This window comes from Acinetobacter sp. CY17 (assembly GCF_059515825.1).
The window spans coordinates 69,371-87,042 of sequence record NZ_JCAKMX010000017.1 but is presented as its reverse complement, the minus strand read 5'-3'; the positions used below and the strand labels follow the sequence as shown (position 1 = coordinate 87,042).

General features: G+C 42.6%; 17 protein-coding genes. 6 read left to right on the top strand and 11 right to left on the bottom strand.

Going from position 1 to position 17,672, the window contains the following annotated elements:
• Positions 1 to 221 precede the first annotated feature (221 nt).
• Positions 222 to 422, top strand: coding sequence for a hypothetical protein (locus AC5YCI_RS12115; RefSeq protein WP_496175583.1), 201 nt, complete (start codon positions 222 to 224; stop codon positions 420 to 422).
• A gap of 296 nt (positions 423 to 718) precedes the next feature.
• Here AC5YCI_RS12115 and AC5YCI_RS12110 read toward each other — a convergent pair whose 3' ends face one another.
• From AC5YCI_RS12110 to AC5YCI_RS12080, 7 genes are all read right to left on the bottom strand, one after another.
• Complete coding sequence (locus AC5YCI_RS12110) at positions 719 to 2,197, bottom strand: flavin-containing monooxygenase (protein ID WP_496129596.1); 1,479 nt, start codon at positions 2,195 to 2,197, stop codon at positions 719 to 721.
• 12 nt (positions 2,198 to 2,209) lie between these two features.
• Entirely contained in the window at positions 2,210 to 3,049 is an 840-nt protein-coding gene (locus AC5YCI_RS12105) for an alpha/beta fold hydrolase (protein ID WP_496129597.1), read from the bottom strand.
• A gap of 62 nt (positions 3,050 to 3,111) precedes the next feature.
• On the bottom strand, positions 3,112 to 4,911 hold the full coding sequence (locus tag AC5YCI_RS12100; RefSeq protein ID WP_496129598.1) for an acyl-CoA dehydrogenase C-terminal domain-containing protein: 1,800 nt from the start codon (positions 4,909 to 4,911) through the stop codon (positions 3,112 to 3,114).
• A gap of 129 nt (positions 4,912 to 5,040) precedes the next feature.
• Positions 5,041 to 6,024 (bottom strand): NAD(P)H-dependent flavin oxidoreductase, encoded by a 984-nt coding sequence (locus AC5YCI_RS12095; RefSeq protein ID WP_496129599.1) that lies wholly within the window; start codon positions 6,022 to 6,024, stop codon positions 5,041 to 5,043.
• A 9-nt stretch (positions 6,025 to 6,033) separates the two neighbouring features.
• Positions 6,034 to 6,816 carry an enoyl-CoA hydratase-related protein gene (locus AC5YCI_RS12090; RefSeq protein WP_496129600.1) on the bottom strand — a complete coding sequence of 261 codons (783 nt, stop codon included), beginning with the start codon at positions 6,814 to 6,816 and terminating at the stop codon, positions 6,034 to 6,036.
• Between the two features lie 20 nt (positions 6,817 to 6,836).
• The gene (locus tag AC5YCI_RS12085; protein ID WP_496175584.1) at positions 6,837 to 7,760 is read right to left on the bottom strand and encodes a 2-hydroxyacid dehydrogenase; all 924 of its coding nucleotides are present in this window, start codon (positions 7,758 to 7,760) and stop codon (positions 6,837 to 6,839) included.
• Positions 7,757 to 8,512, bottom strand: coding sequence for a class II aldolase/adducin family protein (locus AC5YCI_RS12080; protein ID WP_496129601.1), 756 nt, complete (start codon positions 8,510 to 8,512; stop codon positions 7,757 to 7,759). The genes AC5YCI_RS12085 and AC5YCI_RS12080 overlap by 4 nt, the downstream gene beginning before the upstream one ends.
• A 106-nt stretch (positions 8,513 to 8,618) precedes the next feature.
• Between AC5YCI_RS12080 and AC5YCI_RS12075 the strand changes: the two genes are divergently transcribed.
• Positions 8,619 to 9,059 (top strand): PaaI family thioesterase, encoded by a 441-nt coding sequence (locus tag AC5YCI_RS12075; RefSeq protein WP_496129602.1) that lies wholly within the window; start codon positions 8,619 to 8,621, stop codon positions 9,057 to 9,059.
• A 30-nt stretch (positions 9,060 to 9,089) separates the two neighbouring features.
• Here the strand turns inward: AC5YCI_RS12075 and AC5YCI_RS12070 are convergent, their stop codons facing one another.
• The 4 genes from AC5YCI_RS12070 to AC5YCI_RS12055 all read right to left on the bottom strand — a co-directional run bounded on the left by AC5YCI_RS12070 (position 9,090) and on the right by AC5YCI_RS12055 (position 13,574).
• On the bottom strand, positions 9,090 to 9,932 hold the full coding sequence (locus AC5YCI_RS12070; protein ID WP_496129603.1) for an IclR family transcriptional regulator: 843 nt from the start codon (positions 9,930 to 9,932) through the stop codon (positions 9,090 to 9,092).
• Between the two features lie 104 nt (positions 9,933 to 10,036).
• On the bottom strand, positions 10,037 to 11,245 hold the full coding sequence (locus AC5YCI_RS12065; protein ID WP_496129604.1) for a 3-oxoadipyl-CoA thiolase: 1,209 nt from the start codon (positions 11,243 to 11,245) through the stop codon (positions 10,037 to 10,039).
• Positions 11,246 to 11,259: 14 nt separating this feature from the next.
• Complete coding sequence (locus AC5YCI_RS12060; protein ID WP_496129605.1) at positions 11,260 to 12,801, bottom strand: 3-hydroxyacyl-CoA dehydrogenase; 1,542 nt, start codon at positions 12,799 to 12,801, stop codon at positions 11,260 to 11,262.
• Positions 12,802 to 12,803: 2 nt separating this feature from the next.
• Entirely contained in the window at positions 12,804 to 13,574 is a 771-nt protein-coding gene (locus AC5YCI_RS12055) for an enoyl-CoA hydratase (RefSeq protein WP_496175582.1), read from the bottom strand.
• A 260-nt stretch (positions 13,575 to 13,834) separates the two neighbouring features.
• Here AC5YCI_RS12055 and AC5YCI_RS12050 point away from each other — a divergent pair, with 260 nt between their 5' ends.
• The 4 genes from AC5YCI_RS12050 to AC5YCI_RS12035 are packed head-to-tail and all read left to right on the top strand — an operon-like array spanning position 13,835 to position 17,641.
• On the top strand, positions 13,835 to 14,986 hold the full coding sequence (locus AC5YCI_RS12050; RefSeq protein ID WP_496175581.1) for an acyl-CoA dehydrogenase family protein: 1,152 nt from the start codon (positions 13,835 to 13,837) through the stop codon (positions 14,984 to 14,986).
• Between the two features lie 55 nt (positions 14,987 to 15,041).
• The gene (locus AC5YCI_RS12045) at positions 15,042 to 16,313 is read left to right on the top strand and encodes an MFS transporter (RefSeq protein ID WP_496129608.1); all 1,272 of its coding nucleotides are present in this window, start codon (positions 15,042 to 15,044) and stop codon (positions 16,311 to 16,313) included.
• Positions 16,314 to 16,324: 11 nt separating this feature from the next.
• Positions 16,325 to 16,984, top strand: coding sequence for a 3-oxoacid CoA-transferase subunit A (locus tag AC5YCI_RS12040; protein ID WP_496129609.1), 660 nt, complete (start codon positions 16,325 to 16,327; stop codon positions 16,982 to 16,984).
• Positions 16,985 to 16,993: 9 nt separating this feature from the next.
• Positions 16,994 to 17,641, top strand: a complete 648-nt coding sequence (locus AC5YCI_RS12035) for a 3-oxoacid CoA-transferase subunit B (protein ID WP_496129610.1) — start codon at positions 16,994 to 16,996, stop codon at positions 17,639 to 17,641.
• Positions 17,642 to 17,672: the final 31 nt, after the last annotated feature.

Below are 17,672 nucleotides of genomic sequence, written 5' to 3'. Positions count from 1 at the left end.
TAAAGTATGAGGTCGACCTGATTTCTTTTTGAGTGATTCTGCTATTTCTAGAACCTCTACCATCTCAGTAAAAACTTGTCGAGGTACGCCAACTAAGCGTTTGAATTCAGAATCTGAAAAACGGTTTAATTTCTGATATCTCATGAAATTTATATGGAGGTGATTTTTACTTTCGCAAGAGGTCTATTAATAAAAATATTTTCTGTAATGAGGTCCTATTTATGAAACCAATACTTATGCTATTCAGTGCCTTAACTTTAGCTGCCTGTATATCCACACCCCATCAAAACACTTGGTCTACAGCGCAAATGCAGCAAGCCAAAACAGATTGTGCTTATGAAATTTCATTAGCCAAACTAAGTAATACAGAACATGCTAGTAAATTAGATGCCTGCCTAGCTCAGCACGGTCATAAAAAATAATGTGCTATTTATACAATGATTAAGTTACGTATAAGCTTAAATTGATTTAGGAAATTTAAGCTTATCTCTTTTTATACTGCTGATCATATCGCAAAGCACGGACTGTTTTTGTGTTGTACCCATCCCCCATTTAAATCCTATTCATGAGAAGATTTACCTGGTCTTTTATTTATATTTTACTAAAAAGCGAAAAGAGAATAATGGATCGATTCAAGAGTTTAAGCAATCTATAAGTTACTCATGCTTTTCATTATTATAGATTACAAAAAAGCGCCAATTATTGGCGCTTTGAGCATTTAGGCGACTGTTTGTTGCTGTATATATTGATAATGATAACCACTGCGCTTGAAATGCTGATTTTGATCACGGAAAGAATGTGCAAAATCAGGCCAAATAAGCGTCAGTTTGCGACTCACCGGATCTAAATACCAACTTTTACAGCCCTCAGATAACCACACGCTGCCTTGAGATAAAGTTTGTAAATCTGCCATATAATCAGCTTCAGCTTGTTCATCCGCTTCAAAGACTTGAATCTGCTGTTGTTTAAAAAAGTCTAAAGCATCTAAAATTAAATCAAATTGTACTTCAAGGAAGTATAATGCTGAATTATGGCCTGTAGCAGTATTAGGGCCATTTAAAATAAATAAGTTAGGGAAATTGTGCACCGTGGTCGATTGATAACCTTGCATGCCATTTTGCCATTGCTGTTCTAAACTCAAGCCGTGTTTACCCACTACTTTACTGGCATAAGGCGGTCGTGCTGCCTCAAAACCTGTCGCAAAAATAATCACATCGACATCATAAGCATTGCCCTTTTGACTGATGACTTGACTGGCATTAATTTCAGATAAAGCCGCATCTTCTAGGGTCACATGAGCTTCGAGAAAGGTGGGATAATAGCTATTGGATAATAATAAACGTTTACAGCCCGGCTGATAGTTAGGTGTAAGCTTGGCCCTTAACGTTGGGTCAGGTACTTGCTTCGCTAAAAAGTTAAGGCAATTTTTTTTCACCCGCTCAATTTGGCTCGTGACATTGCGACGCTGCGCGAAGTTATATTCATTACCCCAAAAAATTTCATGGCGTAACTGCGCCATACTTGCGGGGTCTTTGGCAAAAAGTTGCTTTTCAAGCGTGCTATAAGCACGGTCAGGGCGCGGTAAAATATAAGGTGCACTACGCTGTAAAACAGTGAGTTGTTTGGCACATTTGGCCACTTCAGGTACTAGTTGTATGGCTGAGGCACCAGAACCAATCACCGCCACACGTTGATTGCTGAGATCTATATCATGCTGCCAACGTGCTGAATGCATGATTTGCCCTTGGAATTGTTCAATTCCTTGAATATTGGGTAAACGTTCATCTGCTAAATGCCCCGTGGCAGTAATTAAAAAATCTGCACTGTATTGTCCTTGTGAGGTTTGAATGTGCCAACGTTTTAAGTCACTTTGCCATGTGGCACATTCAAGTGAAGTATTAAAATCAATGTGTTGACGAATCGCATACTCATCACAGGTTTGAATTAAATAGTTTTGTATTTCTTGACCTTGTGGAAAAACCCGTGACCAATTTGGATTTTGTACAAAAGAAAATGAATACAAATGTGACGGCACATCACAAGCAACACCAGGATAAGTGTTGTCACGCCATGTGCCACCAACTTCATTAGCCCGCTCAATCAGTCGAAAATTCTCAATCCCTTGTTGTTTTAAACGAATTGCCATGCCTAAACCGCCAAAGCCCGTTCCAACAATTAAAATTTGATAATGTTGCATCAAAACATCTCCTTAAGGCAGCAGCGCAGCGAGTGTACTGTTGGCGTGATAACGCTCAGCATGCTGACTAAATAAATGAATTAAACGGACCACCTCAGCAGGTGCTTCAATATATAAAGCATGTCCAGATTGAATCTCGCTATAACGACTATTACGGATCCCTGCAAACAATAATTTGCCTTGTGCATAAGGAATCATACGATCTTGTGTACATGCAACGACCAAAGTTTGCGCGCTAATTTCTTTGAGCAAGGCGGTAATATCAATACGACAGTTTAAAATACGCTGTTTGGCCGCATCCTTAGAAGGTGTCACAAAGCGAGCGAGATCGAGTACTTGTTGTTGATTGCGCAGTGATAAATATTGATCACTGTATAAACAATAGTTAATAAAATGCGGCAAAGCTTGCGAGCGCTCTTCAAATAAAGTTTGCCAAACATGGTTACGTAATTGCTGTACGGAACTGGTTTTCGCCCAACCTGCCAGTAAAATTAGCCGTGAGATCCGCTCACCCAATTCTGCCGCCAATTGAGCGGCAATTACAGCACCTAAAGAATAACCAACTACTGTAATCTCTTCATCTGCCTCGGTATATTGCTCAATCAGCGCAGCAACTTGAGCACTAAAGTCATGCACCTCAAGATCATCTCGATCCGGTGTATAAAGATCAATCGACAAGACACGCTGATGTACCGCAAGCATTGGAAAAATATAGTTAAAATGCTTATCCGTACTCCCACCTGTACCGTGAATTAAAACAATAGTCGGATGTTGGCTACGTTGCCCCGCTTCATAAAAACGTATACTTTGTTGTTGATGGTTGAATTGTTGTACTTTTGCGTCTAAGTCCATAATTTACTCCTACGCAGATATAAAAAAACCCACAACTGGCAAAATTGTGGGTGGGAAAAAACTTAATCGAATTTAAATTCATCTGGATCTAAAAGATACAGACTTTGGCTACCGGCCATAATATTGCCACGATGCGTTAAGGTACGCGGTAAAATACGTTCAAAATAGAATTGACTGGTTTTCACTTTAGCTGCGTAAAATGGATCTTGGCTATCTTGCGCTTTTTCCGCCGCCACCAACGCCATTTTGAGCCATAAATAAGCAAATACCACATAGCCTGAGAAATATAGATAATCGACTGAAGCGGCACCAATTTCATTGGCTGAGCTTTTGGCTTGTTGTTCTACAAAGCTCGTTAAATCTAGCCATTGACTGACCAAATCTGAGAGTTGCTTAAACTGAGTAGAAAATTGGTTTTTAGTTTGATTTTGTTCAATAAAAATTTTAATCTCGTCAGTCAATGGATGCAATAACTCTAATTTAGAACCTAAGACCTTACGCGCCAGTAAATCAATTGATTGAATTTCTGTAGTGCCTTCATATAAGCAAGCAATACGGGCATCGCGTGCCACTTGTTCCATACCATGTTCTGCAATGTAACCATGCCCACCAAAAATTTGCATACCGTGTTTAGCCGCTTCCAAACCTGTTTCGGTCATAAATGCCTTTGCAATTGGTGTTAATAAGGCCAAACGATCTTCAGCTTGCTGTTTTTCTACTGCACTTGTTGAAGCTTCCGCTAAATCCGCATAGCTGGCTAAGTAATAAGCTAAGGCGCGTGAACCTTCTGCAAAGACTTTTTGCGTTAATAACATATTCCGCACCGCAGGGTGCACGATAATTGGATCAGCAGGTAAATCAGGACGTTCAGCTCCAGTCAAAGCACGCATCGCTAAGCGTTCTTTGGCGTATTTTAATGCCCCTTGATAAGCTGACTCTGCTGCAGCCAACCCTTGAATGGCTGTACCAATACGCGCTGAGTTCATAAAGGTAAACATACAATTTAAGCCACGATTTTCAGGACCTATTAAGTAACCCTTGGCTTGCTCAAAATTTAAAACACAAGTGGCATTACCATGAATACCCATTTTATGTTCGAGTGCGCTGCAGATCACACCATTAGGTTCCGCCACAGCACCGTTCTCATCTAGATTAAATTTAGGCACAATAAATAGAGAAATACCTTTGGTGCCTTTAGGCGCATCAGGTAAACGTGCCAAAACAATATGGACAATATTTTCAGCCAAATCATGGTCACCAGCTGAAATAAAGATTTTCTCTCCACTAATAGCATAGCTACCATCTGCTTGTGGCACTGCTTTGGTGCGAATTAAACCTAAATCGGAACCTGCATGTGATTCGGTTAAACACATGGTACCTGTCCAACGTCCTTCTAATAACGGCACCAAGAATTTTTGTTTTTGCTCTTCACTGCCGTGATGTTCTAAAGTACGCATTGCACCGTGTGCTAAGCCCGGGTACATCCCCCATGACCAGTTGGTCGCGGTAATCATTTCTGACATAGCAATACGTAGCAGAGTGGGAAAACCCTGACCACCGTAGTTTTCATCACCTGTTAAGGATGGAAATCCTAAAGCAACATATTGTTGATAAGCTGCTTTAAAGCCTGTTGGTGTGGTGACTACACCATTGTCTAAACGGCAACCTTCTTGATCACCAATAGCATTTAAAGGTAATAACTCATTTTGGCAAAAATCAGCAGCCACTTGTAAATATTGGGCAAAAAGCTCTTCTGAAACTTTATCTTGATATTTGGGCAGCGCTTGATATAGCTGTTCAATCTTGAGCACATCATTGAGTACAAAGTGCATATCTTTTAAAGGTGCTTGGTATGGTCGCATCGCTAAATCCTTTGGCGTCTCTAGTTATTCTTGTTTAGTTTCGTACAACGAAATTTAATTCTAAAAATACTATAGTGTCTGTATAGAAAAAAATCTAGCCTTTTATGTTTTTTCAGGCAAAAAAATTATTCATGATGATTTAGATATCATAAAATGACTTAAACGCTGGCCAATAATCTGCTGCGCCTGTTGAATAATGCTTTGAATTAAAGCATCACAGCTTGGAATATCATGAATCAGGCCCATTACCTGCCCTGCACTGATCAGACCTGCATCAAGGTCCCCAGTTTCAAGCACTGTTTTACCACGGGCACCGCTGACCAAGTGACGAATCATGTCAAAACTCGCCTGTGGATTTTGACTGATCTGTAAAACTTGCTCCGAAATGGAATTTTTGGCCACGCGTGCGGTATTATTAAATTGCCGATACAGGAGTTGCGTCGCGCGCTCATCTTGCTCGAGATAAAATTGTTTCACCCGAGGATGAATCGGTGCTTCTTGAGTCGCGCAAAAACGTGTACCCATATTGATGCCTTCTGCGCCTAAAGCCAATGCTGCCACTAAACCACGTCCATCAGCAAAACCACCACTGGCAATTAATGGCACGCGCACCTGATCAGCGGCAGCTGGGATTAATACTAAGCCTGGAATATCATCTTCTCCTGGATGCCCTGCACATTCAAAACCATCAATCGAAATGAGATCTGCACCAATCCGTTCGGCCGATAGCGCATGCCGTACCGAGGTACACTTGTGAATGACTGTAATCCCGTGTGCTTTAAAGGCTTCAATATGCTCATGTGGGCGGTTACCAGCGGTTTCGACAATCTTTACCCCACTTTCAATGATGACTTGCCGATAATCTGCATAAGGGGGTGGCTGAATACTCGGCAATAAGGTCAAGTTGACCGCAAATGGACGATCCGTCATGCTTTTGCAACGTTGAATTTCGGCAGCTAATGCATCGGGCGTTGCTTGAGTTAAGGCGGTGAGTGTACCTAGTCCACCGGCATTAGAGACAGCGCTGGCCAGCTCCGCTGTTCCTACCCACATCATACCGCCTTGAATAATTGGATATTGAATACCTAAACATTGTGTAACACGCGTTTGCATCAGATTCTCCTAGCGTCCCAAAAATACTGCGGGACGTTTTTGTTTAAATGCTTGCACACCTTCTTTAAAATCATAACTATGCAAAGCAAAATATTGTAAATTACGTTCTAATTCTAATTGTTGGGCAAGGCTATGCTCGCTACTGCGATACAGCGCTTGTTTGGTAAAACCCAGAGCTTGAGTTGGTCGCTTGGCTAATTTTTCACATAAAGCTTGTACTTGATATTCAAAATCATCATCAGCAACGGCTTGCCAAATCATGCCCATTTTTTCTGCTTCAAGCGCATTAACGGCTTCCCCCAATAAGGTTAAACCGACTGCTTTGGCATAACCCACTAAACGTGGCAACATCCAAGTGCCGCCAGCATCAGGTACTAACCCAATATTAGAAAAAGATTGGATAAACTGAGCACTGTGTTTGGCAATCACTAAATCACAGGCCAGCGCTAAATTGGCACCTGCACCAGCAGCCACACCATTGACAGCCGCCACCACAGGTTTGGCCGACTGACGAATGCTTTGAATTAAAGGATTATAATAACGCTCTAAACTGCCTTCTAAAGGCAACGGTACACCCTGCTGTGCTGAGCTTTCACTTAAATCTTGCCCTGCACAAAAGGCACGTCCTTGGCCGCTGATTACAATCACACGCACCTCATGATCTTGACTGAATGAGGCAAAAGCATTGGCCAATTCTTGATGTAAACTTTCATTAAAGCTATTTAAACGTTCGGGACGGTTTAAAAGAATGCGCGCAATCCCAGCGCGTTTTTCGATTAAAATACTCTGCATATTCAAACCTGTATAGATCATTAATAACCGCGGCTCAAATCCACCTCATGCTCTAAGGCGTGGCCATGTTGTAGTCTTAAATCGTTCTCAACAATTTGTTTGACCACGGCGGACATCGGTGCATGTGAGGCAATATGTGGGGTGACTACAATATGAGGATGCTGCCAATATGGATGACTTTTAGCTAAAGGCTCTTGGTCAAACACATCTAAAATTGCACCCGACAATTGCCCTGTATCTAATGCAGCAAGTAGATCTTGCTCCACCAAATGCTGACCACGCCCACAATGAATGAGAGCTGCACCTTTTTTTAGCTGCTGAAATAGGCGTTGATCAAAAATGGCCAAGGTTGCATCAGTGAGTGGTAATAAATTAATTAAAATGTCACAGTCTGCTAAAAACGCTTTTTGCTGCTTGACCCCCACAAAACTGTCTACATTTAACAATTGCTTAGCAGAATTTGACCAACCGCGTACCTGATACCCCAAGTCGGCTAAAGCCTGCGCCACGAATGCCCCCATGTGCCCCAAGCCCATGACGCCAATACAGATATCTTGGCGGCTGCGTTGGCGCTGCTGTTGCCAAATCTGTTGCTTAGCTTGAGTAAAATAACGATCAAAGGCACGCTGAAAATACAACACGCCCCAAAGTACATAATCCAACATACCTTGTTGATGGACTTGATCTAATACTCGGCAGACCCGATATTGATGATCTAAATGCGCTAAATCTAAATGTTCGACTCCAGCAGCAATGGAATGTAGCAGCTGCAACTGCGGCAATTGTTGTAATTGACTCAGATCTGGAAACCAGCAAGCAGCCGTACGCGCCTGTAAAGCTTGTGGCGTATTGGGTGTTGTAATCGGCATTTCAGGCGCGTATTTTTTAAAGACTTGTATTAAAATTTTCTCGACCTCAGGTCGGCTACTGGCAATCACAATCATTGGCAATAGGCCTCCTGCTGCTCGGCAATTAGTGACAATGCCGCTTGCCAAGCACGCTGTAAAATCGGTTCAATTAAAGGACTGGAAAACTGTTTCGCGGTTTTTTCACACACCGTTACATCGGGATAATACAACTCACTGCCACCACTTAAGGCTTTGACTTGCGCTTGGCAAGCACGCTCTAGAAAATAAATTTCATGAAACGCCCGCGCAATAGATTCTCCTAAAGCCAATAAGCCATGATTACGTAGCATCATGGCACGTTTATCACCTAAGTCTGCTACCAAACGTTCACGCTCATCGGTCGATAAAGCAATGCCTTCATAATGGTGATAGGCCAGTTGCCCATAAAATTTCAATGCATGTTGCGAGATCGGCAACAGTCCATGTTTTTGTGCTGATACTGCAATGCCATCGGCAGTATGGGTATGAATAACGCAATCAATCTCAGGGCGGGCATGATGTACTGCAGAATGAATCACAAAACCCGCTTGATTGACGGGCTTATCTTGATCATAGCTAGCAATAACCTGACCTTCATGATCAATTTTAACCAAAGTCGAGGCGGTCATTTTTTCAAATGCGACCCCATATTGATTAATTAAAAAGTGTTGTGGTTGATCGGGTAAACGATAGCTAATATGCGTATCAATTAAATCGGTCATTTTATAATAAGCAATCACCCGATACAGTGCGGCAAGCTCACAGCGTGCTTGCCACTCGAGTGGGCTGACCTGATTTTTTATACTCATGGCGTAATCCTTGACGCTGATTATTATTGTGCTTTATTGTTATAGCATATTTTAAATAAAACAGAATATAATTTCACAAAGCGAAATAAAACAAGGATAATCAATTATGGATATGCAACATATGAGCGGTTTAGAATATTTAACTGCCATTCAACAAGGTAAAATTCCTGGTTCTGCCATGGCAGATATTATTCCCATGCGCCTAACAGTGGTCAAACCACAGTATATTGAATATGAAGTAACTCCTGATGAACGTCATTTCAATTTACAACACGGCATTCATGGCGGCTTTTGTGCCACAGTCTTAGATAGTGCTACAGGCGCAGCTGTACACACCACTGTCGGTAAAGGGGTCAAATTTTCTACCATTGATTTAAACGTCAAAATGCTAAAAGGTTTGCAAAGCGGTCAAACCTATACTGCAATTGGTGAAGTGATTCGTACTGGACGCAATGTACTGACGTCAGAAGGGCGTATTATTGATCCTGAGGGTAACATCTATGCCTACGGCTCAGCGACTTTACTCATTACCTCGCATTCAACCTAAACACAATCAGCCCCATTGCTGGGGCTTTTTTTAGCTCATATTCAGCGCATCTTGAATATTATGCACCATATGAATCAAACGTGGACCAATTTCATTTTCCAACTTTTCTTGACCCAGCAAATAACTTGGCGCACCGCAGTTAAACACTAATAAGCCATGTTTTGAGTGTACTAATGGCACGGCGACCGAATTGACATCCTTATGCCATTCACCAATCGATAAGCAATAGCCATAATCTTGATAATCGCGAAAAGCACGTTCTAAGTTACGTTTAATTTGTGGCCAATCATCGCCATGGCGTTTGGCTAAAGCGTCCATTAAAAAATTACGTTCACTTTGTTCCATCGCGGCTAAACAGGCACGTCCCATCGCACTCGAATGAATCGGTAAAGTCGAACCAATTGGGCGACGCATGGTTAGGGTTAAATCATGTTGCACCACATCTAAATACATCATATTTAAACGATCACGGGTCGCCATAGCCACTGGTGCTTGAGCATATTCAGCCATGGCCTCCATAAATGGATGCGCATGTACACGTGCCGAAATATTAGACAGGGCTGCATAACCTAAAGCGAGTACGCCAATATCTAGCGTATATTTGGTCGAGTTATTCAACTGTTTTAAATAGCCCAACGACACTAAAGTATTGGTAATTCGAGCAATAGTGGGTTTGGGTAGACCTGTCATGGTAGACAGTTCAAGATTACCTAGAACCTGATTCGTTGCTGAAAAACAACGTAAAATCTCTAAACCACGCGCAAGTGACGCAATAAATTGCGGATTATTTTCACGGTGGATATGGGAAATTGGATCTAGGCGAATCTCATCAAGATTAATTTTTTTTGTTGGTTCTTGTGCTTCTGTTTGCATTGATGACTCACCTAAATAAAATTATACTGCTAAAAATGATAACATTTTATTTCATCATTCAGAACAAATGCCATGAAAAACGAAATTTCATGGCATGTTTGAACTTAAGCAGCTTGGTTTTCGATCACCATCGCAAGGCCTTGGCCCAGACCAATACATAAGCTCACCACGGCATATTTTTTGCCTGTACGCTGTAAATGACGAGCGGTGGTGAGTGCCAGACGCGCGCCGGAACAGCCCAAAGGATGTCCAACAGCAATCGCTCCGCCATTTGGATTGACTCGTGGGTCATTTAAATCCACATTTAAACCTTTTAAGCAGGATAAAACTTGTGACGCGAAGGCTTCATTAATTTCAATCACGTCCATATCATCAAGGCTTAAATTGGCACGCTGTACTGCTTTTTTAATGGCATCTACAGGCCCTGCCCCCATAATACGCGGCTCAATACCTGCTGCTGCCGCAGAAATAATTTTGGCTAATGGTTTTAAACCATATTTATGTTGCACTTGCTCGCTGCCAATCAGCAAAGCTGCAGCACCGTCATTAATACCCGAAGCATTCCCTGCAGTCACCACACCACCTTCAAACAATGGTTTTAAATTTTGTAATGCAGCAAAATCTGAACTCGGGCGCGGATGCTCATCTTCAAGCACTTGTTTAGGAGGTAGTTTTTTACCTTGTGGTACTTCAATTGGGGTAATTTCGCCATCAAAGAAACCAGCCTGCTTCGCCGCTTGATATTTGGCTTGTGAAGCTGCGGCAAATTGGTCTGCTTGCTCACGGCTAATGCCATATTCTATAGCGACGTTATCACCAGTTTCTGGCATGCTATGTGCACCAAAAATCGCGGTAAATTTTGGATTTGGGAAGCGCGTACCAATGGTAGTGTCATAAATTTTGACGTCACGTCCAAATGCAGATTCGGTTTTTGCCATCACAAATGGGGCACGAGTCATACTTTCAACCCCACCCGCAATGTATAAATCACCTTCACCACAGGTAATCGCACGTGCTGAATCAATGACAGCGCCTAAACCGGAAGCACATAAACGGTTGACCGTTTGCCCTGGCACAGTCACTGGCATACCCGCTAACAATGCCGCAAAACGTGCCACGTTACGACTGTCTTCACCTGCTTGGTTAGTACTACCTAAAATGACATCTTCAACCTCATGGGCTGGAATTTTGGTTTTATCGAGTAGACTTTTAATCACTGAGGCTGCGAGATCATCAGCACGCACAGGTGCGAGTGCACCGCCATGACGACCGAAAGGTGAACGTAATCCATCGTAAATATATGCATTTAACATGTTTAATATCCTTATTATGCTGCTTGTTCTTGTTGCTGTTGTGGTTGATGATTAAGTTTTAAGCCCAGTTGTACACGGCGACGTAACCATGGACTTGGACGATAACGTGGATCATGAGTAATATGACTGATGCGTTCTAAAATGATAAATATTTTTTCAGCCCCCAACACATCGCCCCATTCAATTGGGCCATATGGATAACCCAAACCTAAGCGTACTGCAGCATTAATATCATCCACGCTGGCAATATTTTGCTGGGCGATATCACAGCCTAAGTTGACAATCATGGCCATGACACGCTGTGCTACAAAACCCACACTCTCTTGAATCACGCTTAAGCTTTGACCATCTAAATTAAAAATAGAATGAGCAGCTTGCAGTAAATGCGGTGCTGTCAGCAATGATGGCATCAGCGTCCGGTGTTTATCTAAGCCATAGAGCAGATCAATACATACCACTTGCTCTGGATTTACCCCATAACGCTGCGCTGCTGTGGTGGCATCTTCACCATAACAGGCCAATAACACTAAGCTGTTGGCTTGTGGCTGCGGCTGGGTATCAAGACGAATCTGGTGTTCGTTCAAATAACGCTTTAATACTTCAGCATCTTGTGTAAAGTCTGCACCAATCCAAACACTTGGATAATCATTTAAGCGACCAACAAAGATAGGGGCCACATCACCTTGCTTTTGCCCGCTGCGATAATCATAGAAGCCCTGCCCAGTTTTACGTCCCAGTTGCTTGGCAATATAGCGTTGACGCGTATTGACATTTGGACGATAACGCGGCTCATGGTAATACTGCTGATAGATCGACTCACTGACTGGATGGGAAACATCCATGCCCGTTAAATCACCGAGTTCAAACGGTCCCATTTTAAAGCCAATACCATCACGGTAAATTCTGTCAATCTCATAAAACTCAGCCACTTGTTCAGACAAAATCGCATAGGCTTCACTACCAAAGGCACGGCCGGCATGATTAATAATAAACCCTGGTGTGTCTTTGGCGACCACTGGACGATGTCCCATTTTCTCCGACAACTGTACCAAGGCCTGTACAATATCATCGCGGGTATAAAAACCTTGAATCACCTCAACTACTTTCATCAGCGGTACTGGGTTAAAGAAATGATAACCCGCTACGCGTTCAGGTTGCTGGCATTTGGCGGCAATTGCAGTAATGGATAAAGATGAGGTATTCGAAGCAATCACCGCATCTGCTTTTAACACTTGCTCGAGCTGTAGCATTAAATCTTGTTTAATTTCAAGATTTTCAATAATAGCTTCAACTACTAAATCACAGTCACTTAAATCTGATAGCTGATTGGCAATGTGCAAACGAGCGAGATCTTGTTCAGCTTTGGCATGGCTGAATTTACCTTTATCCGCCAATTGTTTTAAGGTTTGGCTGAGTTTTTGCTGAGCCTCTTGCGCAGCGCCTGCTTTGGCATCATATAGCCAGACTTCATGTCCTGATTGAATGGCAATTTGCGCAATGCCTGCGCCCATGGTGCCTACGCCAATCACGGCAATTTTTTCAATATGCAGACTCATTTTTATCGTCCTTGATAGGCTGGTTTACGTTTTTCGATAAAGGCTTGCATGCCTTCTTTTTGATCTTGTGAAGCAAACAACAGTTGGAAAGATTTACGCTCTAGACTTAAACCTGCTGAAAGTGGCAAGTCTTCAGCCATTAACGCTACTTCTTTAATTTGCTCTAAGGCAATTGGTGGCAGTTTTGCTAAACCTTGGGCCATTTTGACTGCTGTATGAATCGTTTCGCTGTCTTCGGTGACTTGCGATACCAAGCCCATCGCATAAGCTTCTTCGGCTGGCACCAAACAGCCCGTTAAAATCATACGCATGGCATGGAATTTACCCACTGCACGAAACAGACGTTGTGTACCGCCGGCACCTGGCATTACCCCAACTTTGACTTCAGGTTGTCCAAAATGCGCACTTTTACCTGCAATGATAATGTCAGCATGCATCGCCAGTTCACAGCCCCCGCCTAATGCATAGCCATTGACTGCCGCAATAACAGGTTTTGGACACTGTGATATGGCTGACCAATAGCGCTCCGTGCGACGTTGCATCATTTGAATCGGTTCGGCACTGGCCAACTCTTTTAAATCTGCACCTGCGGCAAAATCTTGTTCACCACCCGTTAATACAATGGCACGGACTTCAGGGTCATCACTTAAATCACGAAATGCTTGAGCCAAGCTTTGGCGGACTTGGGTATTTAGCGCATTTTTTGCTTCGGGGCGATGAATCGTTACCACAGCGACATGCTGCTGTTTTTCAATTTTTACGACCTGTTCCATAGGTTTTCCTTGTTTTTATTTTGCATCGTGAAAATTTGTTTTAAATCATAATTACGTTTTTTCCAATTTTTTAGCAAGTTTTTTTTGATTTTTATGCTTAAAAAACTGTAAAAGCAAATTTTTAAGTAAAAAAATGATTTTTTAATGGCTTTTTGCTTGTTTAATAGCCCATTTTATGATTAATATGTTTCGCATAACGAAATTTTAATAAAAATGTAGCAGGATTGCTGCAATGCAACAATAAATAGAGGATCTGAGCCATGATTCGTGATCAAGAGATGTTAGATCAATTACTCTCCACCATTCGTCATTTTGTTAAAAAAGAATTGGTGCCAATTGAACATCAAGTGGATGAAACTAAAGAAATTCCTGAACATATCATTCAGCAAATGCGCGAATTAGGTTTGTTTGGTCTGACCATTCCTGAGGAATACGGGGGATTGGGCATTACCATGGAAGAAGAGGTCTATGTGGCCATTGAACTTGGACATACTTCACCTGCCTTTCGTTCCTTAATTGGTACCAATAATGGTATTGGTTCAAGTGGTATCTTGATTGACGGCACGGAAGCGCAAAAACAAAAGTACTTACCACGTTATGCCAGCGGCGATATTATTGGTTCATTTTGCTTAACTGAACCGGATTCAGGCTCAGATGCGGCATCTTTAAAAACCACAGCCGTCAAAGACGGTGAATATTACGTCCTCAATGGTACCAAACGTTTTATCACCAATGCGCCGCGCGCCTCGACCTTTACGGTCATGGCCCGCACCAATCCTGAAATTAAAGGCGCCGGCGGGATATCCGCCTTCTTGGTCGAAGCTGGTACACCAGGTTTGTCCTTAGGTAAAGTGGATAAAAAAATGGGCCAGCATGGCTCTTATACCTGTGATGTGATTTTCGACAATTGCCGTGTCCATCAAGATCAACTTATTGGCGGGGTAGAAGGCGTGGGCTTTAAAACCGCGATGAAGGTTTTAGACAAAGGTCGTTTACATATTGCAGCCTATAGCGTGGGCATTGCCGAACGTATGCTTGAAGATGCACTGCAATATGCCTTAGAACGTAAGCAATTTGGTCAAGCCATTGCCGATTTCCAATTGGTGCAAGCTATGTTGGCAGATTCTAAAGCGGAAATTTATGCGGCTAAATGCATGGTAATTGATGCCGCCAAGCGCCGTGATGCAGGTCAAAACATCAGTACAGAAGCCTCCTGTGCCAAAATGTTTGCCACTGAAATGTGTGGTCGTGTGGCAGATCGCTGTGTCCAAATTCATGGCGGCTCAGGCTATATCAGTGAATATGCCATTGAACGTTTTTACCGTGACGTGCGCTTATTCCGCCTCTATGAAGGTACCACGCAAGTCCAACAAATTATTATCGCCAAAAATATGATGAAAGAAGCAAGCTAAGCTTAAATCTATATAACGCCACAGGATGTGGCGTTTTATCTTTGAGGATTTCATAATGACAACAGAAGCGATTGCAACAACGCAAGCGGTGAGCGAAACTCCGCGTCGCGTGTGGATCACTGCTTTTATTTTTGCATTTTTTATTTTGCTCTGTGACGGTGCTGATATCGGTATTTTGGCCTTTACCCTGACCAGTTTAAAAGCAGAATGGGGCTTGACCAGTGTTCAAGCCGGTGCGCTAGGTAGTTGGTCTTTAATTGGTATGGGTGTGGGGGGCTTTTTAGGTGGCTGGGCCTGTGACCGTTTTGGACGTGTCAAAGTCATCGTCATCTCCACCATCTCATTTTCTATTTTATCCGCCTACTCAGGCTTTGCTCAATCTTATGTTGAGTTTGCTGTACTACGCACCTTAGCCTGCTTTGGTTTGGGCTGCTTATATATTGCCTGTAATACCTTAATGTCAGAATACGTGCCAACCAAGCACCGTACGACTATTTTAGCCGCATTAATGACTGGCTATACCTTAGGTTCATTGGCCATTACCATGCTTTCCGGTTGGATTATTCCTGAATATGGCTGGCGTATGCTGTATTTCATTACTATTGCACCGGTGTTATTGGGCGTTTTAATGTACTTTATGGTACCTGAACCTGAATCATGGAAACAGGTCAATGCACTACGTCGCTCAGGTCAACTGCAAGATTTAACCACACAAAAAGGCAACCCTTATCTTGCCATTTTAAAAGACAAACAACATGGTCGCATGATGATCTTATGGTCACTCAGTTCAGGCTTCTTACTGTTTGGTTATTTTGGGGTAAGCAACTGGTTACCATCTTATCTAGAAGCAGAAATGGGCATTAAGTTTAAAGATATGGCCATCTATATGATGGGCACCTATGCCACCATGATTTTTGCTAAGGTGATTGCAGGTTATGTGGCCGACAAAATCGGACGCCGTGCAGTATTTGCTTTTGGTACGATGGGTACTGCAATCTTTATTCCTGTGGTTGTTTATATGCATACCCCTGAAAACATTGGCATATTAATGATTGTCTTTGGTTTCTTATACGGTATTCCTTATGCCATTAATGCCACCTATTTAACTGAAAGTTTCCCCACCGCATTTCGTGGTACAGCGGTCGGTGGTGCCTATAATATTGGTCGTGTTGGGGCAATTTTTGCGCCGCTGGCCATTGGTTATTTGGCGATGAATGGTTCAATTGGTACCGGTTTATTACTGATGGGCGCAGCCTATTTCTTCTGTGGCCTCATTCCTGCACTGTTTATTAAAGACCGTTTATACGATCCACAAAAAGCTGAATAAGGGATAAGCATATGATTAATAAAATTCGCCCCAATATGCATGACATCTTAAAACAAATTCCAGATGGCGCGCGAATTATGACCAGTGGCTTTGGGATTACAGGGCAAGCCATCGAACTCATTGAAGGTCTATTGGATTTAGGTACACGCGATCTGACTATTATTAATAATAATGCTGCATCCAGTGACCGCGGTTTAACCCGTTTACTCGAGGAAGGACGGGTCAGTAAAATGATCTGTTCCTTTCCTAAAACCAATAATTCTAATGTGTTTGAAACCTTATACCGTCAAGGCAAAATTGAACTCGAACTTGTCCCTCAAGGTAACCTTGCCTGCCGCATTCAAGCGGCAGGTGCAGGCTTGGGCGCGGTATTTACTCCAACAGGTTATGGTACTGCTTTGGCAGAAGGCAAAGAAACCCGACAAATTAATGGCAAAAATTATGTGCTTGAGTATCCAATCGATGCTGATTTTGCCTTAATTTGTGCACATCAAGCCGATCGTTGGGGCAATTTAACTTATCGTAAAACCGCGCGTAATTTTGGTCCCATTATGGCCAAAGCTGCCAAAACCACCATTGTACAGGTTAAAGAGCTTTTTGAACTCGGTGAGCTCGATCCAGAAAGTATCATTACTCCCGGTATTTTTGTACAACACGTGATTAAAGTCTAAGGAGAGACGATGCAAAAACGTACTCGTGAGCAAATTGTGGCACGCATTGCAGCCGATATTCCAGAGGGTAGCTATGTCAATTTAGGCATTGGCTTACCCACCAAAGTGGCGCAATTTTTACCTGCCGATAAAGAAATTATTTTACATTCGGAAAATGGCGTATTGGCATTTGGCCCTTGCTTAGGCCCTGAAGATCAAGACCCTGATCTGATTAATGCAGGTAAAGAGTTGGTCAGCCTATTAGATGGCGGCTGCTTTATGCATCATGGCGATTCTTTTGACATTATGCGCGGTGGTCATTTAGATATTTGCGTTTTAGGCGGATTTCAGGTTGCAGTCAATGGTGATCTGGCCAATTGGCATACTGGTGCTGCAGATGCTATTCCTGCCGTTGGGGGCGCAATGGATCTAGCCGTTGGGGCAAAATGCATTTATGTATGTATGGAGCATCTGACCAAACACGGCGAAGCTAAAATCGTGCAAGATTTAACTTACCCTGTGACTGGGCAACAATGCGTGGATCGGATTTATACGGACCTCTGCACCATTGACTTAAAAGATGGGCAAGCTCATGTGATTGAGATGATTCCTGAATTATCATTTGAAGAGTTACAAAAGCACACTGGATGTGCTTTAATTGATGCGCGTACTGTATAAGTACGCCATCGTACAATAAAAATATAAACAT